The 24,083-nt window shown below is 54.4% G+C and carries 18 protein-coding genes; 17 read left to right on the forward strand and 1 reads right to left on the reverse strand.

Annotated elements, in window-relative coordinates:
* The first annotated feature begins 129 nt into the window (after positions 1–129).
* The 13 genes from tsaE (at position 130) to BLT02_RS10170 (ending at position 17,923) form a co-directional block, all read left to right on the forward strand.
* The gene (gene tsaE / locus BLT02_RS10105) at positions 130–558 is read left to right on the forward strand and encodes a tRNA (adenosine(37)-N6)-threonylcarbamoyltransferase complex ATPase subunit type 1 TsaE (RefSeq protein WP_092994672.1); all 429 of its coding nucleotides are present in this window, start codon (positions 130–132) and stop codon (positions 556–558) included.
* A 470-nt stretch (positions 559–1,028) separates the two neighbouring features.
* A complete protein-coding gene (locus BLT02_RS10115) occupies positions 1,029–1,829 on the forward strand; it encodes a hypothetical protein (protein WP_092994678.1) in 801 nt (266 codons plus the stop codon).
* A gap of 323 nt (positions 1,830–2,152) precedes the next feature.
* Complete coding sequence (tsaB, locus tag BLT02_RS10120) at positions 2,153–2,947, forward strand: tRNA (adenosine(37)-N6)-threonylcarbamoyltransferase complex dimerization subunit type 1 TsaB (protein WP_092994681.1); 795 nt, start codon at positions 2,153–2,155, stop codon at positions 2,945–2,947.
* 35 nt (positions 2,948–2,982) lie between these two features.
* Positions 2,983–3,567 (forward strand): ribosomal protein S18-alanine N-acetyltransferase, encoded by a 585-nt coding sequence (rimI, locus tag BLT02_RS10125; RefSeq protein ID WP_092994684.1) that lies wholly within the window; start codon positions 2,983–2,985, stop codon positions 3,565–3,567.
* 528 nt (positions 3,568–4,095) lie between these two features.
* A complete protein-coding gene (locus BLT02_RS10130; protein ID WP_092994687.1) occupies positions 4,096–4,587 on the forward strand; it encodes an NADH-quinone oxidoreductase subunit NuoE family protein in 492 nt (163 codons plus the stop codon).
* A 96-nt stretch (positions 4,588–4,683) separates the two neighbouring features.
* The gene (gene nuoF / locus BLT02_RS10135) at positions 4,684–6,486 is read left to right on the forward strand and encodes an NADH-quinone oxidoreductase subunit NuoF (protein ID WP_242869770.1); all 1,803 of its coding nucleotides are present in this window, start codon (positions 4,684–4,686) and stop codon (positions 6,484–6,486) included.
* A 14-nt stretch (positions 6,487–6,500) separates the two neighbouring features.
* Positions 6,501–8,243: an NADH-dependent [FeFe] hydrogenase, group A6 gene (locus tag BLT02_RS10140; RefSeq protein ID WP_092994690.1), complete on the forward strand. Its 1,743-nt coding sequence runs from the start codon at positions 6,501–6,503 to the stop codon at positions 8,241–8,243.
* A gap of 472 nt (positions 8,244–8,715) precedes the next feature.
* Positions 8,716–9,636: a ribonuclease Z gene (locus BLT02_RS10145; RefSeq protein WP_092994693.1), complete on the forward strand. Its 921-nt coding sequence runs from the start codon at positions 8,716–8,718 to the stop codon at positions 9,634–9,636.
* An 87-nt stretch (positions 9,637–9,723) separates the two neighbouring features.
* Positions 9,724–10,749, forward strand: a complete 1,026-nt coding sequence (gene tsaD, locus BLT02_RS10150) for a tRNA (adenosine(37)-N6)-threonylcarbamoyltransferase complex transferase subunit TsaD (protein ID WP_092994832.1) — start codon at positions 9,724–9,726, stop codon at positions 10,747–10,749.
* 86 nt (positions 10,750–10,835) lie between these two features.
* Positions 10,836–11,570, forward strand: a complete 735-nt coding sequence (ispD, locus tag BLT02_RS10155; protein ID WP_242869768.1) for a 2-C-methyl-D-erythritol 4-phosphate cytidylyltransferase — start codon at positions 10,836–10,838, stop codon at positions 11,568–11,570.
* A 245-nt stretch (positions 11,571–11,815) separates the two neighbouring features.
* Positions 11,816–15,493, forward strand: coding sequence for a DNA polymerase III subunit alpha (locus BLT02_RS10160; protein WP_092994696.1), 3,678 nt, complete (start codon positions 11,816–11,818; stop codon positions 15,491–15,493).
* Between the two features lie 354 nt (positions 15,494–15,847).
* The gene (pfkA, locus tag BLT02_RS10165; protein ID WP_092994699.1) at positions 15,848–16,822 is read left to right on the forward strand and encodes a 6-phosphofructokinase; all 975 of its coding nucleotides are present in this window, start codon (positions 15,848–15,850) and stop codon (positions 16,820–16,822) included.
* A gap of 306 nt (positions 16,823–17,128) precedes the next feature.
* The gene (locus BLT02_RS10170) at positions 17,129–17,923 is read left to right on the forward strand and encodes a TrmH family RNA methyltransferase (protein ID WP_092994838.1); all 795 of its coding nucleotides are present in this window, start codon (positions 17,129–17,131) and stop codon (positions 17,921–17,923) included.
* A gap of 31 nt (positions 17,924–17,954) precedes the next feature.
* Here the strand turns inward: BLT02_RS10170 and BLT02_RS10175 are convergent, their stop codons facing one another.
* On the reverse strand, positions 17,955–18,938 hold the full coding sequence (locus BLT02_RS10175; protein ID WP_092994702.1) for a C40 family peptidase: 984 nt from the start codon (positions 18,936–18,938) through the stop codon (positions 17,955–17,957).
* A 443-nt stretch (positions 18,939–19,381) separates the two neighbouring features.
* On the opposite strand from BLT02_RS10175, the gene BLT02_RS10185 reads away from it, so the two are divergent.
* The 4 genes from BLT02_RS10185 to BLT02_RS10205 all read left to right on the forward strand — a co-directional run bounded on the left by BLT02_RS10185 (position 19,382) and on the right by BLT02_RS10205 (position 23,968).
* Positions 19,382–19,825 carry an NfeD family protein gene (locus BLT02_RS10185; RefSeq protein WP_242869771.1) on the forward strand — a complete coding sequence of 148 codons (444 nt, stop codon included), beginning with the start codon at positions 19,382–19,384 and terminating at the stop codon, positions 19,823–19,825.
* Positions 19,826–20,008: 183 nt separating this feature from the next.
* Complete coding sequence (locus BLT02_RS10190; protein WP_092994708.1) at positions 20,009–21,055, forward strand: SPFH domain-containing protein; 1,047 nt, start codon at positions 20,009–20,011, stop codon at positions 21,053–21,055.
* 451 nt (positions 21,056–21,506) lie between these two features.
* On the forward strand, positions 21,507–22,994 hold the full coding sequence (locus BLT02_RS10195) for a glycoside hydrolase family 32 protein (protein ID WP_092994711.1): 1,488 nt from the start codon (positions 21,507–21,509) through the stop codon (positions 22,992–22,994).
* A 290-nt stretch (positions 22,995–23,284) separates the two neighbouring features.
* Positions 23,285–23,968, forward strand: a complete 684-nt coding sequence (locus BLT02_RS10205; protein WP_092994717.1) for a dTMP kinase — start codon at positions 23,285–23,287, stop codon at positions 23,966–23,968.
* Positions 23,969–24,083 lie beyond the last annotated feature (115 nt).

Here is a 24,083-nt window from a genome sequence, read left to right on the forward strand (position 1 = left end):
TGTACAGGCAGCTGCGCAGGGGCTTATTTATTCTTCATCGCGCAATACCCGTGACTTCAATAGTGGGATACGCGCGCAAAATAGGAAACTCGCTTTCAACTATAAAAATATAATTGTGGAGAAAAAGTATTGGAAAAAGTATTTGAGACCTATAGTCCAGAAGAGACCCTGGAGATTGGAAAACTCCTCGGGGAGAACGCCGCGCCGGGGGAGGTCTATGCCCTGATCGGCGACCTCGGCGCAGGAAAGACTGTCTTTACAAAGGGGTTCGCGCAGGGACTCGGTATCGAAGAGCCGGTGAACAGCCCTACCTTCACGATCCTGCAGATCTACGAGGAGGGACGGATCCCCCTCTACCATTTTGATGTATACAGGATCGAAGAGCCGGAAGAGATGGAGGAAGTCGGGTTCGATGAGTACATCGACGGGGACGGCGTCTGCCTGATCGAATGGGCGGGGCGGATCGGTGACCTGCTTCCGCCGGAGGTGATCGTGGTCCGCATAGAAAAGAATCTGGACAGAGGGCCTGACTACAGGAGGATCACGGTGAGGCGCTGAAGCCCGGGAGATACAAAAGACAGGGGACAGCTTCCCGGCAGTGAAGGCAGGGATCTGTCTCCTTTTTTATGTTACCCTTTTCAAAAAAATGCCTGCTTAAGAACGCAAAGCAGAATTCTTGTAAGGAAAACATATAAAACATATAAACTGTAAGGAAAACAGAAAAATTGTGGAAAATGTTAAAAATCTGCAGGAAATGACGGAAAAACCTGTGCAATAAGTACATTTTCTACAAAATTAATTGTTCCTTTATATCGGCCTTGATGTATAATAGTAGCAGAGCGTTTACAGTGGCAGGTAATTCATAAAAGCTTTGTATATGTTTTTGGAAGACTGTTGATGATTCCGGATTCTGCCAGAGCGATTTATGTGATTACTATTAGTAATGCCTGTGCGGCATTACGGTCGAAAGATCTGGATCGATCAGAGTACCGGAAACAAGTCAAAATAAAGTGAAAGGGGAAAACATCATGAAAAAAATCTGCCGAAGACTATTGAGCATTGTGCTTGTCCTGTGTATGTTGTCCTGCTTTGCTCCTTTGACAGCGGAAGCAAAGGATAAATATCATACCACGGTCCATACTCTCAAACAGAAAACGTGGGTAACGGTTAAGGGCGTACAGTTTCCCGACAACTACGAAGCAGAGTACCACGTTTATAAAATGTCTGTTCCCGCAGGCGGATATGTCAGGCTTTATATTAACGTTAATAAGGCCGTTAAAGCACACTTGAGGCCTGCCCTTTACAAGAAGGTTGTCCAAAATAAGATTTTCTTTAATACAGATAGGCTTATTGAGTTTAGCCAGGTAACCACTACTCATTATGTATCACTGGAAAAAGGAGATTATTATTTCTATGCTGCTGAAGGTACAAAAGTGAAGTGGGATTTCCAGAAGATGCCTCATCCGAATAATTACTGTAAGGCAAAAGCCGCTGTTCAGCCCTCCGGTAAAAACAAGGTCCTTTACTTTGACTATGGATATGAACATGCGCAGTGGTTTAAAGTGACGCTTAGTAAGGAGCAGAGGATATCCGCATTTATCAATGCTCTGGACAATGCTTACGAACCGGGAATGTTGATTCTTAACAACAAGCTCAGGATGGTAAAAACGTCAAGAATAGAAAATTATGGCGCCATTACTCTTCGAACAGGGCTTCTTCCCAAAGGAACCTATTATATCAGGGTCTCCCGCAGCGATAATTATTTCGAAGACGAGTCGGACACTCTTGACGATGGAAGGATTTATTCATTTACCTGGAAGAAATACTGATCAGGAATCTGACGGCTTTGGAGAAACAGCAGCTATGCACAGCAAAGCTGCTTTCAACCGCTGTGATCGAAAGAAATGAACTGCATATTTCGGGAAGTTATTAAGTGACACTGCCTGAGCGCTCGAAAGACAATACGGCCGGCTGCAAAAATGTGCAGCCGGCCGTTTTCTGTGTCCGGACGGCTCTTTGCAGGAGGGATCCGGACGGCTCTTTACAGGCAGATGATTGACATTGTAACAGGATGATGGTAGTTTGTATTGGCAGCTGTTCAGGTTAAACAGGAAGGAGACAGAGAGTTGTCCCTGTCTCCCGGGAGGATGCGTTGAAAATACTGGCCATAGAGGCATCGGGCCCCGTCGCAGGATGTGCAGTCCTGGAGGACGGTGTGCTGATCGCCGATTATAATGTACAATATAAAAAGAAGCATGCGCAGAGTCTGGTCCCCATGATGGACGAAGTGAAACGTATGCTGGAACTGGATCTGCAAAGTGTGGATGCCATTGCTGTCACAAAAGGACCGGGCTCTTTTACCGGTCTGCGGATCGGGGCGGCGACGGCAAAGGGAGCGGCCCTTGCCATGGACAGACCCATCATTCCGGTGCCCACGGTGGATTCCATCGCCTTTAATCTCTATGGGACAAAGGGACTGATCTGTCCCCTGATGGATGCCCGCAGGCAGCAGGTCTACACAGGGATCTATGAATGGGAAAATCTGAATATGAGGGCTTTTGAAAAAACGGAAATGCAGGAAGACCAGGCAGACAGATCGTCCGCGGAGAATCTGAAGCTGGCTGTCCTCCGTCCCCAGTGCGTTATCCCCGTATCCGAGGTCATTGAGGACCTGAACGCCCGGGGCAGAGAAGTGGTATTTCTGGGAGATGGTGTGCCTGTGAGCCGCGAAGCTCTCGCGGACAACATGAAGGTCCCGTATTCTTTTGCTCCTGCCCACCTCTCCCGCCAGAGGGCGGCGGCGGTCGCGGCCCTGGCATTTTCTTACTATGAAGACCAGGGGGCAGCCTGTATGGTTTCCGCGGATGACTTCCGGCCGGAGTATCTGCGCCTGGCCCAGGCGGAGCAGGAACACAGCGAGCGCAGGAATTTTTCCCTGCTGCTGTGAAAACGATAGTCAGAGAAAAATGGCGGGAGGAAAAAATGTCTGTCATTGTCCGCCGGATGCGGGAAGAGGATATCCCGCAGGCAGTCGAAATAGAAAAAGCCGCATTTACGAGACCCTGGTCAAAAAGTATCTTCAAGGCGACGCTCCTGCTGCCCTATGCCGCTTATTATGTCGCCGTGGAACAGGGAACTGTGGAACGGAAGACCGCGGAACAGAGGGCTATGGAAGAGGAGACCGAGGAACAGGGGGCTCTGAAAGAGGAGACCGCGGAGCAGAGGACGTTGGAACAGGGGGCTCTTGAACAGGGAGAAAACCAGGAACCCGATCAGGACAGGATCGTCGGGATCTGCGGCGTCAAGAAGATCTTTGAAGAAGGGGAGATCAGCAATGTCGCTGTACATCCGGACTGCCGCGGCAGAGGGATCAGCCGCCGGATGCTGGAAATGCTGATCCGGGAAGCCCGGGAGGACGGCGTGGAGAGCTTTACCCTGGAGGTTCGTGCGGGCAACCGCACTGCCATCCGGCTCTATGAGAGCTTTGGCTTTCGAACCGAAGGGGTCCGTCCCCGTTTTTATGATCATCCTGTAGAGGACGGGCTGATCATGTGGCTGAGGAAATAAAAACACAAACAGTTGTCAGAAAAACAGCCGGTGCAGCCGGACCCTGTCTGAGGTCCGCCGCGCCGGCTGTTTTTTTATTCTTCATCGTGTAATACCCGTGACTTTAGTTGTGGGATACGCGCGTAAAAAAGGAAAACCCGGTTCATCGCGTAATACCCGTGATTTCAGTCGTGGGATGCACGAGCAAAAAAGGAAACCCGCACGCGGAGTGCAAGACTCGCGGGCGAGTCTTGAATTCTATGCCGCGATGCGGTTGACTTACCGGCTTTTGGGGAAAAATGCCGGAAATGATGCAGTATATATCTGGTTTCTTGGATATGTATAAATATTAGATAGATATGCATAAAATGAATTGAGTTAAGGTGACGATATCTTTAATAAATTTTCGTCAATGTTGAATAATTAAATACGGCTAACAGGACTTTATAGGTTATAATTGACATATATACATTTTTTTCACTATGTGAATAAATGACCTGGAAGACAGAGTAACGGTTCACAAAGCAGTCGGAAAGGAGATGGTAATCGATGGCTACTATGGCTTTTCGGGGAACACCAAAACAGGAGAGGGAACTTCGGAAATTCATCCAGGCACACAAGGATCAGCCGGGCGCGATGATGCCCGTCCTCCAGGAGGCGCAGGGAGTCTATGGCTATCTGCCCATTGAGGTGCAGCAGATCATATCCGAGGAGATGGGCGTCCCGCTCTCACAGGTGTTCGGTGTCGCGACATTCTATTCCCAGTTTTCTTTGACGCCCAAGGGGGAGCACACGGTCAGTGTGTGCCTTGGAACGGCATGTTATGTCAAGGGAGCGGACAAGATCCTCTCCGCGATCGAAGACCGCCTGGGGATCAAGGCAGGAGAATGCACGCCGGACGGCTTCTTCTCCATTGAAAGCTGCCGCTGTCTGGGGGCCTGCGGGCTCGCGCCCGTTATGACTGTGGACGGAGAGGTGTACGGCAAGTGCACTCCTGAGTCGGCGGTGGAAATCATTAATTCCTATTATAAGGAGGTGTAAGCCATGACGATGACATTGGACAGGCTCACTGAGATCAAACAGAAAAACGAAGAGCTGGTCTTGGTCCGCAAGCTGGTCGCCGCCAAAGCGGAAGAGATGGCAAAGCACACGGCTTACCGCAAACAGATCCTGGTATGCGGCGGCACGGGCTGCACCTCTTCAGGCAGTAAGAAGGTTATCGACGCGCTCGAGAGCGAAATAAAGGAGAAGAACCTGACCGACGTCCTCGTGGTGAGGACCGGCTGTTTCGGTCTCTGCGCGCTGGGCCCGATCGTGATCGTGTATCCTGAGGGAGCATTCTACTCCCAGGCTACGCCGGAAGGCGCCAAGAGGATCATTGACGAGCACATCATCAAGGGCATGATCTGCAAGGATCTGCTGTATCCGGAGACGGTGCACACAGACGGCGAGATCCTTCCTCTTTCCAAGACCAATTTCTATGCAAAACAGATGCGTATCGCGCTCAAAAACTGCGGCGTCATCGACCCGGAGAACATCGAGGAGTACATCGCTCTGAACGGGTATCTCGCGCTGCATAAAGTCCTGACATCAATGAATCAGGACCAGGTCATCGATACAGTTCTTGCCTCCGGCCTGCGCGGCCGCGGCGGCGCGGGGTTCCCGACCGGCCGCAAATGGGCCTTCTGTAAATCGACCAAGGGCGATATCAAGTATGTCTGCTGCAATGCTGACGAGGGCGACCCCGGCGCATTCATGGACCGGTCCATCCTCGAGGGCGACCCCCATGCCGTCATCGAGGCCATGGCCATCGCCGGCTTCGCGATCGGCGCCAGCCAGGGCTATGTGTATGTCCGCGCCGAGTATCCGATCGCCGTACAGCGTCTGGAGATCGCCATCAAACAGGCGAGAGAGTACGGGTTCCTGGGCGAGAACATCTTTGGAACCGGATTTAATTTTGACATCGAGATCCGTCTCGGCGCGGGCGCCTTCGTCTGCGGCGAGGAAACGGCGCTGATGACATCCATCGAGGGCAAGCGCGGTGAGCCCCGCCCGAGGCCTCCGTTCCCGGCTGTTGAAGGCCTCTTCAAAAAGCCGACCGTCCTCAACAACGTCGAGACCTATGCCAACATTGCCCAGATCATCCTCAAGGGAGCGGACTGGTATTCTTCGATCGGTACCGAGACCTCCAAGGGCACCAAGGTGTTCGCCCTCGGCGGCAAGATCACGAACGTCGGCCTGGTGGAAGTCCCCATGGGCACAACGCTCCGCGAGATCATCGAAGAGATCGGCGGAGGCATTCCCAATGGCAAGAGGTTCAAGGCGGCGCAGACCGGCGGTCCTTCCGGCGGCTGTATTCCGTCTGTCCATATTGACACTCCGATCGACTATGAGAGCCTCTCAAAGATCGGCTCCATGATGGGGTCCGGCGGTCTGATCATCATGGATGAGGACACCTGCATGGTGGATATCGCGAAGTTCTATCTGGAGTTCACCTGTGAGGAATCCTGCGGCAAGTGCGTGCCCTGCCGGATCGGGACACACCGCCTCCTGCAGATGCTCGACGACATCACCAAGGGCAAAGCGACTCTGGAGGAACTCGACAGGATCGAGGAACTGGCAGAACACATGAAGGTATCCTGCCTCTGCGCGCTCGGCCAGACGGCTTCGAACCCTGTTGTATCCACTCTCCGCTATTTCCGTGAGGAATATATCGACCACATCGTCAATAAGAGATGTACGGCCAAGAAGTGCAAAGACCTGCTGCATTACAGGATCGATCCGGACAAGTGCAAGGGCTGCACGCTCTGCGCCCGGAACTGCCCGGTCAACGCGATCAGCGGCAAGGTCAAGGAGCCTCACCATATTGATGTCAACACCTGCATCAAGTGCGGCCTCTGCATGCAGAACTGTAAGTTCGGCGCTGTCTTTATGGAATAAGGAGGGATCAGAACATGAAAAAAATGATCAATCTCAAAATCAACGATGTTCCGGTCACTGTTCCGGAAGGCACCAGCGTCCTGCAGGCCGCCAGGTATGCAAACGTCGATATCCCTTCCCTCTGTTATCTGAAGGATATCAACTGCATCGGCGCCTGCCGTGTCTGCGTCGTTGAGATCAAAGGCAGGAAAGGCCTGACGGCAGCCTGCACATACCCGGTGGAGGAAGGCCTGGAGGTCCTGACAAACACGGCGATGGTCCGCAATTCCAGAAGGACTACCCTCGAACTCCTCATTTCCGCACACCGGAGAAAATGCCTCTCCTGCGGACGCAGTGATTCCTGCGAGCTGCAGGCTCTGGGCTTTGAATACGGCGCTAACGAAGACCACTTCAAGGGAGAGGATCCCAATTATCCTATCGACGATTCAACGGACTGCGTCATCCGTGACAACAACAAGTGCATCCAGTGCCTGCGCTGCGTTGCTGCCTGCAACGCCATTCAGCAGATCGGCGCGATCGGCCAGATCCGCCGCGGCTTTGATGTCCGTGTAGGCTCCCCCTTCGATCAGGGCCTGGCTACCACCAAGTGCGTGGGCTGCGGCCAGTGTATCGTCGTATGTCCCGTCGGTGCGCTGTATACCAAAAACAACACACAGGATGTCTGGAAAGCCATCAACGATCCCAGCAAACAGGTCGTCTTCTTCACGGCGCCGTCCGTCGCGGCGACCCTGGGCGAGAGCTTCGGCAATCCTCCGGGAACACACGTGGAGAGCAAGATGGTCCAGGCCATCCGTATGCTGGGCGACGTGAAGGTCTTCAACATGAACGTCACAGCGGACCTCACCATCATGGAGGAGGCAAACGAGCTCATCGAGCGTCTCACCTCCAAAAGGATGGACAAGCCTCCGCTCCCCATGTTCACCTCCTGCTGCCCCGCCTGGATCAGGTTCATGGAGTACAATTATCCTGAACTACTGCCCAACATTTCCTCCTGCAAATCTCCGCAGGGTATGTTCGGAGCGATCCTCAAGAGTTATTACTGCCAGAAAAACCACATCGATCCCAAGGATCTCTACGTGGTCAGCGTGATCCCCTGCACGGCGAAAAAATTCGAGGCCGGGCGCCCCGAGCTCGCCGTCAATGATATTCCGGATGTGGATATGGCCCTCACGACCAGAGAGCTCGCCCTTATGATCAAGGAAGCGGGCATCGCCTTTAACCGTCTTCCCGGAGAGGAATTTGACGATCCCTTCGGAATCGCCACCGGCGCAGGCAAGATCTTTGGCGCTACCGGCGGTGTCATGGAGGCGGCGCTCCGCACCGCGGCCCATATGCTCGACGGAACCAACGAGAAGATCGACTTCATGGATGTCCGCGGCGTGCCCGGCATCAAGGAAGCTACCTACCGCATCGCCGGAAAGGAAGTTGACGTCTGTGTCGCCAGCGGCCTCGGCAACGCCCGCAAGGTCGTGGAGATGGTCAAGAGCGGAGAGAAGAACTATCTCTTCATCGAGATCATGTCCTGCCCCGGCGGCTGCGTAAACGGCGGCGGCGCGCCTATCCAGAGAGACAGTGTGCGCAACAGCATCGACCTCAGAGCTGTCCGCGCTTCCGTCCTGTACAACTCCGACAGAGAGAACGAGCTGCGCTGCTCGCACGACAGCCCCGTCTGCCAGATGCTCTACGACGAGTTCCTGCATGAGCCCGGCAAGGGCAAAGCCCACAGCCTGCTCCACACCACCTACACAGCCAGGTAAGAGGAGTACGCCCCGCAGGGGCAGAGCCAGCAGCCCTTCTGTGCTGCTGATATGCCAGGGCACTGCTTTGCCCTGGTGTAAGGAGTACCCCCACATGGGGCGGAGTCAGCAACCCTTTCTGTGCTGCTGGTATGCCAGGGCACGGACTGTTTTGCCCTGATGTGAGGAGTACGCCTCTCTGGGGGCAGCTCCCTGCAGATTGAAAACTAACTACAGAATAAAAAAAGAACATCATAAAAAAAGAACGTCTTCGGCCCCTCTCCGGAGACGTTCTTTTTTCGGCCTGCCATTGATTGACAATCCTGGAGTATGATGATAGTTTAGGATTGCCATAATTCCCTGATCCGTGAACCATATGGAACATGGAGTCTGAACGCGGAGTCTGAACATGGACCCAAACATGGACCCGGACATGGACCCGGACATGGAGTTCCTCACGGATTCAGGACAGTAGTGAACGGAGTATGCTATAATGATAGATGTATGCCTTCTCGGAACAGGGGGGATGATGCCGCTTCCTTACCGGTACCTGACCTCCCTGATGTTAAGATATAATGGAAAGGGGATCCTAGTCGACTGCGGCGAAGGGACGCAGGTCGCGCTTCGCAAAAAAGGATGGAGCCCCAAGCCCGTCGATGTGATCCTGTTTACCCATTATCATGCCGACCATATCTCCGGACTTCCCGGTATGCTGCTGACGATGGGAAACGCGGAGCGCACGGAGCCGGTGCTGATGGCCGGGCCGAAAGGCCTCTCGCGCATTGTCAACAGCCTTCGTGTGATCGCCCCGGAGCTGCCCTTCGAGATTCAGTTTCTGGAGCTGTCAGAGCGGGAGCAGACCTTTGATCTGCCGGGGGAAAAGGATTTCCATATTCACGCCTTCCGCGTCAGCCATAATGTCCCCTGCTACGGCTTTGCCTTTGAACTGGACCGGGCAGGGCGCTTTGATGCCGCCCGCGCACAGGCTCAGGGAATCCCCCTGAAGCTGTGGAGCCGCCTGCAGAAAGGGGAGACCATAGAGACAGAAGAGGGCACCTATACACCGGATATGGTCCTGGGACCGCCCCGGAAAGGATTAAAACTCGTCTACTCCACGGACACCCGTCCCTGTGAGAGCATTGTCAAATATGCTTCCGGCGCGGACCTTCTGATCTGCGAGGGCATGTACGGAGAGCCGGATAAGGCGGAAAAAGCCCGCGAACATAAACATATGACCTTTACGGAAGCGGCCCGGATCGCCCGGAAGGCGGCTCCGAAGCAGATGTGGCTCACCCACTATAGCCCTTCGCTCATCCGACCTGAAGAATACATGGATCCAGTGAGGAGTATTTTTCCTGAGAGCATAGCCGCCAGAGACGGAAGGACGACGACCCTGGCCTTCGAGGAAAAATGATATTTCCCGCACAAAAAACCAGATTGCACAAAATACGATAATTCACAAAAAAGATAATACAGAAGAAGCTTTTAATACCATAAAATGATGAAGAAAAAAGACATTACAATTCTGGCTATAGAATCCAGCTGCGATGAGACTGCAGCCTCCGTCGTCGTGAACGGCAGGCAGGTCCTCTCCAATGTGATCTCCTCGCAGATCGATATCCATACCCTCTACGGAGGCGTCGTACCGGAGATCGCTTCGCGCAAGCATACTGAGCGCATCACGCAGGTTATCCGGCAGGGACTGGAGGAAGCGGGAAAGACGCTCCAGGACCTGGATGCCATCGCGGTCACCTACGGTCCGGGCCTGGTCGGCCCTCTCCTCATCGGCGTCTCCGCCGCCAAAGGACTGGCATTCGCGACCGGAACCCCGCTGATCGGAGTGCACCACATCGAGGGCCACATCTGCGCCAATTATATAGCGGATCCCGAACTGGAACCGCCCTTCGCCTGCCTGGTCGTTTCCGGCGGCCACACCCATCTGGTCCTGGTCCGTGATTACGGCGTGTATGAGATCCTGGGACGGACCCAGGATGACGCGGCGGGTGAAGCCTTTGACAAGGTTGCCCGCGAGATAGGCCTCGGATATCCCGGCGGACCCAAGATCGACAAGGCGTCGAGAGAAGGAGATCCTCACGCGATCACCTTCCCCCGCGGAAAGGTCACCGGATCCCGCTATGATTTCAGTTTCAGCGGCATGAAATCCGCGGTCCTCAATTATCTCAATACAAGCCGCATGAAGGGGATCCAGGTCAATGTCCCCGATGTTGCCGCCTCTTTCCAGCAGGCAGTCGTTGACGTTCTGGTCTCCCGCGCGGCAGACGCGGTCGAACAGTACGGCCTGCGCAAGCTTGCCCTGGCCGGCGGCGTCGCGGCCAATACAGCCTTGCGCGCCGGCATGAGACAGATGTGCGAAGAGAAGGGGGCAGCCTTTTTCTGCCCGCCCCCGATCCTGTGCACGGACAATGCCGCTATGATCGGAAGCGCGGCATACTTTGAGTATCTGAAGGGAAATATTTCCGGGCTTGACCTCAATGCTGTTCCCGGCCTGAGACTGGGGCAGAGGTAAGATAAGCTGAAGATAAGGTGAAAATAAGGAAAGCATCGGAAACCGAACGGTCATAACAGAAAGAAAACAGGCAGGAGGTCAGCGGTTTGAATTCAGAGATCAGATGTACCGCAGTCATGCTCGCGGCAGGCGTGGGACTGCGTATGGGAGGAGATGTCAGGAAACAGTTCATCATGCTGGGCGGAATGCCCATGTTCCTGCATTCGATCAGGACCATGCAGGAGAGCCCATTGATCAGCGACATTATTGTCATGGCGCACGGGGACGATGTGGAGACTGTCCGCAGCTATCTGAAGGAATACGGGTTTACAGAGAAGCTGCGCAAGATCGCCGTCGGAGGAAAGGAGAGAGTCCACTCTGTGGCGAACGGGCTGGAGACCATCGACTGGCCCTGCGACTATGTCTTTATCCATGACTGCGCCAGGCCTTTTCTGGATCAGGAGACCATCTACAGACTCTATGAGACGGTCCGGAAGACAGACGCCTGCGTCGCGGGCGTGCCGACCAAGGACACGGTCAAGATCGTGGACAGGGACTGCTGCGTCTCAAACACCCCCAGCAGGGACAGCGTCTGGATCGTGCAGACCCCGCAGGTGTTTTCTTATGAACTGATCCGGGATGCCCACCGCAAGGCACTGAGCAACGAGAGTTACCTGAAATCCAGGGGCATTATCCTGACCGATGACGCCATGGTGGCGGAGTACGCCGCGGACTGCCGCGCCCGGATGGTCATGTCGTCCTACCGCAATATCAAGATCACGACTCCTGAGGATCTCATCATCGGGGAAGCCTTCCTCAGAGAAAAAGAGGGCTGCCTTTGACGCGGCTCATGATTTTTACAGCAGATTTTTATGAAACTGTAGTTTTCATGAATTCAAGACTTGCGCGGAATTTTGCATTCCGCGTGCGGGTTTTCCCTTCGCGTGAGTATCCCATGACTGAAATCACGGGTATTGCGTGATGAAGAATAAAAACACATGAAATAAAGATACGTGGGCTGCCTGTCTTTTTTACAGGTTTTTTACAGATGAGTCTGCCCGCGTCTGTCCGTTTCAGAGAGGTGCCTATGTCTTTTGCACATCTTCACGTCCACACGGAGTATTCCCTTCTGGACGGTTCCAATAAAATCACGGAGTACGTCAGACGGGTGAAGGAGCTCGGAATGACGGCGGCTGCAATAACCGATCACGGCGTCATGTACGGCGTGATCGATTTTTATAAGGCGGCAAAAAAAGAGGGCATCAATCCGGTCATCGGATGCGAGGTCTATGTCGCCCCCGGCTCGCGCCATGACCGGGAGGCGAGCCATGGGGACGACCGGTATTATCATCTGATCCTGCTGGCGGAAAACAATACCGGCTACGCCAACCTGATGAAGATCGTCAGCCGGTCTTTCACAGAGGGCTTCTATTACAAGCCCCGTGTGGACCTGGACCTGCTGCGTGAGTTCCACGAGGGCATCATCGCCTCCTCCGCCTGTCTGGCGGGCGAGGTCGCGCGTGAGATCCTGCGGCAGAATCCGGAGGGGGCCCGCGAAGCGGCAAAGCGCTATCTGGAGATCTTTGGCGAAGGCAATTTTTTCCTGGAGCTGCAGGACCACGGCTATCCGGACCAGCAGACCGTCAATGCGGAACTGCTGCGCATGAGCAGGGAGCTGGGTATTCCCCTGATCGCCACTAATGACTGCCACTATACCTTTGCGGAGGACGCGGAAGCCCATGACATCCTCCTGTGTGTGCAGACGGGCAAAAAGCTTGCCGACGAGAACCGCATGCGGTACCCTGGCGGCCAGTTTTATGTCAAGAGCGAGGAGGAGATGCGCAGTCTCTTTTCCTATGCACCGGAAGCCCTGGAAAACACACAGCGCATCGCGGACCGCTGTCACGTGGAGATCGAGTTCGGAGTGACGAAGCTCCCGCATTTTGATGTGCCGGAAGGATATGACTCCTGGACCTATCTGAACAAGCTCTGCCGGGAAGGGATGGAAAAGCGCTATCCCGGTGTTTTTGACGAAGAGAAAAGAGAAGAAAACAGACACGAAAAAGAAAAAATAAATCCGGAAGAAGAAAAGACAAAAAAAGAAAACCTGGAAGATGGAGAAACGGGCAAGGATATAGAAAGCGTTCAGAAAATGCCCTCTGGTGCAGAAAATGATTCTGCCGCCCTCCGAGCCCGCCTGGAGTATGAGCTGAACACCATCCGCCAGATGGGCTACGTGGACTATTTTTTGATTGTCTGGGATTATATCAATTTTTCCCGTGAAAACGGGATCATGGTCGGTCCGGGCAGAGGGAGCGCGGCGGGCTCTATCGTGGCCTATTCTCTGGGGATCACCGACATCGATCCCATCCGCTACAACCTCCTGTTCGAGCGTTTTCTGAATCCCGAGCGCGTGTCCATGCCCGATATCGACGTGGACTTCGGCTTCGAGCGCCGCGGCGAGGTCATCGACTATGTCACCCGCAAATACGGCAAAGACCGCGTGATGCAGATCATCACCTTCGGAACCATGGCCGCCCGGGGTGTCATCCGGGACGTGGGCCGCGTTATGGACCTGCCCTACGGCTTTGTGGATTCTATAGCCAAGATGGTCCCTCAGGAGCTGAACATCACCCTGGAAAAGGCCCTGAAACAGAGCCCCGACCTGCGCGGTTCCTATGAAAAAGACGAGCGGGTCAAGAAGCTAATCGATATGAGCCTGCGCCTCGAGGGTCTTCCCAGACACGCCTCCGTCCACGCGGCGGGCGTCGTGATCTGCTCGGAGCCCGCGGAGGACCTGGTGCCCCTGGCCCGGGCCCAGGACGGGTCGACGACCACCCAGTTTCCCATGACGACCATCGAGGAGCTGGGCCTGCTCAAGATGGATTTCCTGGGGCTCAGGACCCTGACGGTCATTCAGAACGCCGTCGAAATGGCAAACCGGTCCATCGAGCAGGCCGGAGGGGCCTATCCTGCCTTCGAGCCCGCCCTCGGTCCCGGTCGTCCCCCCGTCAATCCCGTAGGCCCGGTGGTCTCCATGGACCTTCTCGACTACTCCGACCCTGCTGTCTACAGATACATCTCCACCGGCAGGACGGACGGCATCTTCCAGCTTGAATCCGGCGGTATGCAGAACTTCATGAAGGAACTGCGGCCGGGAAATTTTGAGGACGTCATCGCCGGGATCTCCCTCTACAGGCCGGGTCCCATGGACTTCATCCCCCAGTATATTGCCGGCAAGAACAACCGGAACTCGGTCCACTATGCCTGTCCGGAGCTGGAACCCATCCTGGAGCCGACCTACGGCTGTATCGTGTACCAGGAGCAGGTCATGCAGATCGTCCGGGACCTGGGCGGCTACACCCTGGGCCGGAGCGACCTGGTCCGCCGGGCCATGAGTAAAAAGAAACAGTCCGTCATGGAACAGGAGCGCAGGAACTTCGTCTACGGCAACCCCGAGGAGCACGTTCCCGGCTGCACGGCCCGCGGGATCGATGAAAAAGTCGCCTCCGGCATCTACGACACCATGATGGATTTTGCCAAATACGCCTTCAACAAGTCCCACGCCGCCTGCTACGCCGTCGTCGCCTACCAGACCGCCTGGCTCAAATATTATTATCCCATGGAATTTATGGCGGCTCTCATGACCTCTGTGATCGACCACCCCTCCAAGGTGGCCTCCTATATTCTTGCCTGCCGGTCCATGAAGATCCGGATCCTTCCGCCCGACATCAACGAGGGCGAGGCGGGCTTCTCCGTCTCTCCGGCCGGCATCCACTATGCCCTGACTGCCATCAAGGGCGTCGGCCGACCTGTCATTGAAGCCGTCCTGAAGGAGCGCCGCCTGCGCGGCCCCTTCCGCGACCTCAGGGACTTTCTCACCCGGATGGCCGGCCAGGAAAAGGATGTCAACCGCCGGACCGTGGAGAGCTTTATCAAGGCGGGCGCCCTGGACTGCCTGGGCGCCACCAGAAAGCAGATGATGAGCATCTACATGCGCATTCTGGACGACCTGCAGGCCTCCCGCAAACATGACATGGCAGGTCAGATGAGCCTTTTTGACATCGCCGACGAGGAGGACAAAAAGGACTTTGAGATCCGCATGCCCGATGTGGGCGAGTTCCCCGACGAGCTCAAATATTCTTTTGAAAAAGAGGTCCTGGGCATCTATGTCAGCGGCCACCCTCTCGAGTCCTTTGAGGGGCTGTGGAAAAGCCGGGTCACAGCCACCGCGGCGGATTTTGTCCTCGACGAAGAGACCGGCGAGACGAAGCTCACCGACCGGCAGAACGCCGTGATCGGAGGCATCCTCACGGAAAAGAAGATCAGGTATACCAAAAATGACCAGGTCATGGCCATTCTGACCCTCGAGGATCTGACAGGAACCGTGGAGGTCGTCGTCTTCCCCCGCGCCTACGAAGAGAGCGCCTCCGACCTGGACGAGGACCGGAAGATCTTTATCCGGGGGCGGGTCTCTCTCGAGGACGAAAAGGACGGGAAGCTGATCGCCGAAAAGGTCGTCGCCTTTGAAAACGTTCCCCGCAGACTCTGGCTGAGATTCCCCTCCTTTACAGACTGGAAGCAGCAGGAAAAAGATGTCCTCCGCATCGTCGCCGGCCATGGAGGCCGCGACCAGGTCGTCATCTACATTGAGGACCGCAAGGCAAGGAAAACCCTGCCGCCCGGCCAGGGCATCCGGGCTGACGAGACCACCGTCGGCCTCCTCCGCCGGACCTGCGGTGAACAGAATGTGGTGCTGCAGTAAGCGCGTGAAAACACCCCGAGGCTGGCGCAAGCGTTACATGTCCACGCCCTTCGAGGGGGCGTGGACAGTAACGTCACCCCGCACCGGGAGCGTGGATTATAATCTTTCTATTGCAATCATTTTGCTGATGTTCTAAAATCGAAATAGTACTGTTTGTATTTTAATACACACTATTTTTGATTCAAAAAAACGGCATGTGATCTCATTGACTCAGGATCTGCAGATGACTGATCCGGACATATTGCCTGCCTGGTCTTCCGATTACTGCGCAATCTGCCCGGTTAATATATCCACAGTTCCTTAGTTGAAGACTGATTTGAGAGTAGTCCCCATGTTTCAGCCAGGAGGGTATTTATGGAAGAAAAAAAAGAATTCAATGCAATCGGCGTGCTGACAAGCGGCGGCGACGCTCCGGGAATGAATGCAGCAATCCGTGCGGTTGTACGTGAAGCGCTGGCGAACAAGGTCAAGGTCAAGGGTATTATGAGGGGCTACAAGGGCCTGCTCAACGAAGAGATTTTTGAAATGAAATCCGTGGATGTGGCGAACATCATCCAGCGCGGAGGGACGATCCTGGGTACAGCCAGATGCCTTGAGTTCAAGGAGCTCGAGGTGCAGAAGCATGCCGCAGAGATCTGCCGCAAGCACGGAATCGACGGGATCGTCGTGATAGGCGGTGACGGGTCCTACCGCGGCGCGCAGGCTCTGGCCCGTCAGGGGATCAACACGATCGGCATCCCCGGTACGATCGACCTGGACATCACATGTACCGAATACACTATCGGATTCGACACGGCCGTCAACACAGCCATGGACGCGATCGACAAGGTCAAGGACACTTCCTCCTCCCATGAGCGCTGCTCCATCATCGAGGTCATGGGCCGTCACGCGGGCTATATCGCGCTCTGGTGCGGCATTGCCAACGGCGCGGAGGATATTCTGATCCCTGAGAAATATGACTATAATGAGCAGAAGATCGTCGACCATATCATCATGAACCGCCGGACAGGCAAAAAGCACCACCTGATCATCAATGCAGAGGGCATCGGCCACTCCACATCGATGGCGAAGCGCATCGAAGCCGCGACCGGTATTGAGACCCGCGCGACGATCCTGGGCTACATGCAGCGCGGCGGCGCCCCGACCTGCAAAGACCGGTATTACGCCTCCATCATGGGAGCCTATGCGACAGACATTCTCCTTCAGGGCAAGACCAACCGCGTCGTCTGCTACCGCGACGGCAAGTTTGTGGATCTGGACATCGAAGAAGCCCTGGCGATGACGAAGGAGTTCCCGGAGTACGAGTACAAGATCAGTTTGAATCTGTAAAATGCCATTCAATGACTGTTGCGCAGGAATATGCTTTTGCGCCGGAATACAGCCGGAATACATGGGAGAAATAATATTGAGAAATACTGTTTTCCATGGGCTTTACAGGAATCGATGAAGAAAAGAGCAGGGACGGGCGGAGGAGCCCGTCCCTGTTTTTTCGCGGGATCTGTGTTATGGCGACAGTATCATATGGTGACGGAGAAAGCCTGTCCCTGTTTTTGCACGGGATCTGCAGAAGCTGTAGAAGTAAGCTGTTGAAATAAGCTGTAGAAGCTATAAAGGAAAGGACGGTTGAGTCTTTATATGCCTGATAAAATTACATCTGTGTCAAACCCGCGGATCCGCCGGCTGGTCGAACTGCGGAAAAAGGCGAAATTGAGAAGGGAGACCGGGCTGTTCGTGATCGAAGGCGGCAGGCTGTGCTCGGACACGCCGGAAGAGTTTATTTCTGAGGTCTATGTGACTGAGGAATGGATGAAGAACGCCCCGGAGAAAGAGACGGCAGGCTTCCGGAACCGTCCGTATACAGTCGTGACGGAGGAAGTCATGGCAAAAGCCGCGGACACAGCGACACCGCAGGGGATCCTGTGTGCCGCCAGGATGCCTTCCTACAGTTTTGAAGAAATGATCAAGAAAAAGAACCCGCTGCTCCTGGTCCTGGAGGATCTTCAGGATCCCGGAAATCTGGGAACGATCTTCAGGACTGCCGAGGCCGCCGGGGCTGCGGGGATCCTGATGAGCCGCGCGACCGTGGACCTGTTCAATCCCAAAGTCGTGCGTGCGACAATGAGCGCTGTCTTCCGGATGCCCTTTGTGGTCAGGGATGACCTGTGCGCAGACCTGGCTGTCCTCCGCCGGGCGGGGATCCGGAGCTATGCGGCGCATCTGGGCGGGAAACGCGCCTATGACGAGGTTCCCTTGACCAGCGGTTGCGCTCTCCTGATCGGGAATGAGGGGAACGGCTTGTCGGAGAAACTCACGGAGGCGGCGGATGAAAAGATCATCATTCCCATGAAGGGCGGTGCGGAATCCCTCAATGCCGCCATGGCGGCAGGGATCCTTCTCTTTGAAGCCGCCAGACAGCGTCGGCATGCATAATCCCGGCTGTGTTTTTCGGATTTTCAGATTTTCAGAAGATCCTGCGGATGCAGGCGATGGGGCTGAACTCTGCATTAGAAATGATGGTGCCATCGTCAGGATTTGCCGCATGTACGACCTTGCCATTGCCAATATAGATACCCACATGCCCCTTGTAGAACACCAGGTCGCCGGGGAGCGCCTCATCGATGGAGTCCACGGCATAGCCCTCCTCCCGCTGGGACAGGTCATAGTGGTACAGGTCCACTCCGAACTGCTGATAGATGGCCCGTGTGAAACCGGAGCAGTCCGCGCCCTTGGACAGACTTTCGCTGCCCCAGATATAAGGCAGGCCGACGTACTGTACGGCGAGATCCGCCACCGCCTGGCCGGTATTCCAGGTCTGGGTATCGGAGCCGTCCGCACTCTGTCCGGCCTCTCCGCTGTCAGACCCTGGAGTCCAGTTGACCCAGTTGCCGTACTGGTCATAGTAGCCGCCCGCATAGCTGGTGACATCATAAGCGATCCAGTTGCCGTAATCGTCATAATAGCCCGGTGTGGAACTGCCGTAAGAAGCGCTGTCGTCCGTGTTTCCTTCTGAGCCGTAATCAGAGGAAGAATAATCAGAGGAGCCATAATCAGAATTGGAATAATCGGAATTGGAATAATCGGAGGAAGAATAATCGGAGGAGCCGTAATCAGAGGAAGTATAATCTGAGGAGGAATAATCAACGGCTGTATAGTCAGAAGAGACATACTCACCGCTGACATATCCGGTATAGCCGTCATAATTTACCAGGAGCCAGCCGGAACCATCGTCGGAGACGACGCAGACATTGTAGCCGCAGGGGATGCTTGTTAAGATATCGCCGTAAGGGGCGGTTCTCAGGTTGAGGCCGTCACTGCATATGACCGTGAGTGTTTCACCCGGCTGGGCGGCGAAGGCGGGTATTGATGAAAGAAATACCATAGCAGCTGTCAGACAGGCGGTGACAATGATCCGTAACGTGTTCTTTTCCGTAAAAATGGTTCCCATAAAAAACTCCTTTTTTTTCGACAACAGATCACAGATCCCGTCCGATATTCATCTTGGACAGCAGATCATATGTCTGTTCCGATATTATAATAGATTTTGCTTTAAAAGACTGTTTTTGTCAAACAGAAGTTCCATTTTTCTGACATTTATTCAGCTTTATCCAGCTCTGAGAAGGTCTGAAACTGCCTGACCGATAGATGTAAAGAAGAGCAGGCAAATATACGGATGGGAAAATCGGGCAGGGTCATCGCAGGAGAGCCTGGGATCAGGCTGTCAGAGGAGGCTTTGTGAAGCAGTAAATCACGCTGAACATAAAATTGCATAAAAATCATATTAACGAATTCTTAACGATTTTCGTGACGCTTGACTGCCTGTTTTGGGGGTGCTACTATCTAAAGAACCGTAAACCTTAGAAACTGTAAACTGCAGAGAAATGTGAGGTGATGGTATTGAATGCTGTATACACATGGCTGCTGCTGACAGCAGTACTTCTCGGGATCGAAGCTCTCACTGCAGGGCTCACGACGATCTGGTTTGCAGGCGGGGCGGCCGCGGCGCTGATCTGCACGTTTCTGGGCGGTCCGGTATGGCTGCAGACAGGTGTTTTTGCCGCCGTTTCTCTGGTCCTGTTGCTGCTGACGAGGCCGCTTGCCCTCAAATATATGAAAAAGGGAAGCGGACAGACAAGCCTGGACCGTATGATCGGTCAGGAAGTCCTCGTGACAGAGCAGATCGACAATATCCGGGGAACCGGCGAGGTCCAGGTGGACGGCCAGTTCTGGATGGCGAGATCGGTAGACAATGACCAGATCATTGAAAAGGGCGAGATCGCCATGATCCGTTCGATCCAGGGAGTCAAACTGATCGTCGGGAAAAGGATTTCGTAGAAAACAGAAATTTGTAAAAAACAGAAATCTGTAAAAAACAGAGATTTGTAAAAAACGGAATTCGCGGAAGCGGAATTCGTGAAAAGAAGATTTTGTATAATTTGTAATGTATAATCTGTATAAGAAGATCTCATAAAAAGGATCTCGTAAAATGTAGTTGTTTGCAAAAAGGAGAAAGAAAAAATGATACAGTTTGTCTTATTGTTGTTTCTGATCATTATTCTTCTGATGATCGTGGTTTCCTGCATCAAGATCGTGCCGCAGGAGCATGCCTATGTCCTTGAGAGACTGGGCACTTATATGGACACCTGGCAGGCAGGCCTCCATTTCAAGACCCCCTTTATCGACCGGGTGGCCCGCAGGGTCAACCTCAAGGAGCAGGTCGTGGACTTCCCTCCTCAGCCTGTTATCACCAAGGATAACGTCACGATGCAGATCGATTCTATCGTGTTTTTCCGCATAACAGATGCAAAGCTTTACACTTACGGCGTAGAGAGTCCGATCATGGCGATCGAGAACCTGACTGCCACCACACTCCGAAACATCATCGGTGATATGGAACTGGATGAGACCCTGACCTCCCGTGAGACCATCAACACCAGGATGCGCGCGTCTCTCGATGTCGCGACCGATCCCTGGGGCATCAAGGTCACCCGTGTCGAGCTCAAGAACATCACTCCGCCGGCAGCGATCCGCGAAGCGATGGAGAAGCAGATGAAGGCAGAGCGTGAGAGACGTGAGTCCATCCTGAAGGCAGAAGGTGAAAAGAAGTCTGCTGTCCTTGTCGCGGAAGGTAAGAAGGAATCCATGATCCTTCAGGCAGAGGCCGACAAGCAGGCGACCATCCTCGCTGCAGAGGCGCAGAAGGAGCGCATGCTCAAGGAGGCAGAAGGCCGCGCTGAGGCGATCCGCAAGGTCCAGGAGGCGAATGCCGACGGTATCCGCATGGTCCGTGAGGCGGGCGCGGATGAGGCTGTCCTGACCCTCAAGAGCCTCGAAGCCTTCGCTCAGGCTGCGGACGGCAGGGCGACCAAGATCATCATCCCTTCGGATATCCAGGGGATCGCGGGACTTGCAGCCTCGCTCAAGGGAATCGCGTCAAGCGCTGATCCCGGCGAAGCGAAGCAGGCCGGTTCTGCTCCGGCAAAGAATATCCCCGCAGGCAGCGGGATCAAACGCGAACCCGGGCAGGGGGGCATTAAGGTAGGCACGCCCACTACACTGGCATAAAACCAGTAAAGAAACCGGCATAAAACCGGCATAGAAGCTGGTATAAAAAGCTGGTATAAAAACCGGCATGGAAACTGGCATAAAAACCGGCACAGAAGCATGGAAACCGGTATAGAAAGAAGATCCCACGTGTCTTTCGGAAAATATTTGCCAACAGATCGATAAACTGAGATCATTGCGTCCAGTTTGAAAACGCAGCGCCGGAGCAGTCCGGCGCTGCGTCTGTAAAACCGGCAATTTAAAACCGGCAATTTAAAACCGGCAATTTAAAACCGGCAGTTTAAAACCGGCAGTTTAAAACCGGCAGTTTAAAAGCGGCAATTTAAAAGCCGCAGTTTAAAAGCGGCAGTTTAAAACCGGCAATTTAAAAGCGGTAATTTAAAACGGCAATTTGTAAAATTTATTATCAGGACAGAAGAATACCTTTAACAGAGGAGGAGAGAAAACAGGGATGGATTCAAAACTGCAGCAGGCAAGGAAATACGAGGAGGTTTATGGAGACCGGATTCCGGATGGGGAACGGCCTCTTTTTCATGTTGTGCCCAGGATCGGATGGATGAACGATCCCAATGGTTTCTCCGTGTATAAGGGGGAGTATCATCTGTTTTACCAGTATTATCCCTACAGCACGTCCTGGGGCCCCATGCACTGGGGGCATGTGAAGACCACGGATTTTATCAAGTGGGAGTGGCTGCCGGCGGCGCTGGCCCCGGATGAGAGCTTCGACAACGGAGGATGTTTTTCCGGCAGCGCGGTCGAGATGGAAGACGGCCGTCAGCTCCTGATGTACACAGGCGTTAAGGAGTGGCAGCGGCCGGACGGCCTTATCGAAAACCGCCAGATGCAGTGTGTGGCCTTCGGAGACGGCCGGGATTATGTGAAATACGGACATAACCCCGTGTTGACGGACGCAGATGTGCCCGAGGACGGGAGCGTCCTGGATTTCCGCGATCCCAAGATCTGGTGGGATGATGAAAAAAAGATGTACTTTGCCGTCGTAGCTAACCGCACCGCGGACGGGAGCGGAGCGATCCTCCTCTTCGGCAGCGCGGACGCCCTCTCCTGGAAGAGGCTCTCCGTCCTTGACCGCAGCAGGAACGAGTACGGCAGGATGTGGGAGTGCCCGGATTTCTTTACAATGGACGGCACGGCAGTACTGATCACCTCCCCGCAGGAGATGCTCTCCCGCGGGCGCGCCTTCCACAACGGCTTCGGCAATATCTACCTGACCGGCAGCTTTGATCAGGAGACCTACCGCTTTACGAGAAAAGCCGTGCACGCCATTGATTTCGGCCTCGATTTTTACGCGCCGCAGACCCTGCTGGCTCCGGACGGACGCAGGATCATGATCGCCTGGATGCAGTCCTGGGAGAGCAGCCACGACCACGCCACTGCCAGTAAATGGTTCGGCATGATGACACTGCCCCGCGAACTCTCCCTCAAAGAGGGGAGGCTGATCCAGAAGCCTGTCCGGGAACTGGAAAAATACAGGCAGAACGGCGTCTTTTACACCGATGTGGACGTGCAGCAGAGGCTCCAGCTGCCCTCTGTCCAGGGGCGCTGTGTGGACATGACCGTCAACATCCATCCTTCCGGCGGCCGGCTTTATGACAAATTTATCATCAAAGTGGCCAAGGACACCCGTTTCTATACGTCGATCATCTACGAACCCGGAGAGAGCATCCTGACCTTTGACCGCGGCAGGTCCGGCCTGCGCAGGGATATCGTCTCGACCAGGGAGGCCGTGACGAGGTTCAGGGACGGCAGGATCACACTCAGGATCATTCTGGACCGCTTTTCCGTCGAGATCTTCGTCAACGACGGGGAACAGGCCCTCTCGTCAACCCTCTATACCGACCTGTCAGCGGAGGGAATCTCCTTTGAGGCGGAAGGCGTCGCGATCATCGATGTGGAAAAATATGATATCGTTATGCCCTGAATGCCGGAAGACCTGCCGCCTCCGACATAGATCCGGCTGGAATCCCCGACATAGATTCGGCTGGAATCCCCGATATTGATCCGGCTGGAATCCCCGATATTGATTCGGCTGGAATCCCCGATATTGATTCGGCTGGAATCTCCGATATTGATCCGGTCGGAATGACTGACAGCCAGAGATACAAAAGATCCTGATTTAAATCTGATAGTAAAAATAAAATAGAAAAAATAAAACAGTAAAAATAAACCTGACAGTAAAATATTCATAACCGGAATACGGATGAGATAGCCATGAAAAAAGGAAAACTGTATGTGATCGAGGGGCTGGACGGCTCCGGCAAGGCAACCCAGGCGCAGGCCCTGTATGAAAAACTGCGGGAGCGCGGAATATTAGTCCGCAAGGTCTCCTTCCCGAACTATGCGTCGGACTCCTCCGCGCCTGTCCGGATGTATCTGAGAGGAGACTTCGGCAGGGACCCTTCCTCCGTGAACGCCTACGCCGCCTCCAGCTTTTACGCCATTGACCGCTTCGCGGGATTTAAATCGGACTGGGGCTCTTTTTATGAGAACGGCGGTGTGATCATTGCGGACCGCTATACGACCTCCAATGCCATCCATCAGTGCGCCAAGCTCCCCAGGGACCAGTGGGACATTTTTCTGCAGTGGCTTTTTCACTATGAATATGACCTCCTGGGGATTCCCGCCCCGGACGCCGTGATCTATCTGCTGGTGGATCCTGAAGTCTCCCAGAAGCTGATGACCGGCCGCTATGAGGGGGATGAAAGCAAAAAGGATATCCACGAGCAGGATCTGGAATACCAGAAAAAGTCGGCTGCGGCAGCGGCCTACTGTGCAGGCCATCTCGGCTGGCATACGGTCCGCTGCGCCGCGGGAGGCAGGCTCCGGTCTGTGGAGGAGATCGGGAAGGAGATCTCCGACATCCTTGCCGGGATCGACCCTTCTGCGGCGGACTGAAGGAATTTACAGACCGCGAAAAGGAGATACTCCGACATCCTTGCCGTGATCGATCCGTATCTGCCCTGAAAAAGCCCCGGATAAAGGAATCTGTGTCGAAAACAGGGGTTGTTTT

Source organism: Sarcina sp. DSM 11001, from assembly GCF_900101015.1.
Classification (GTDB): Bacteria; Bacillota; Clostridia; order Lachnospirales; family Lachnospiraceae; genus CAG-791.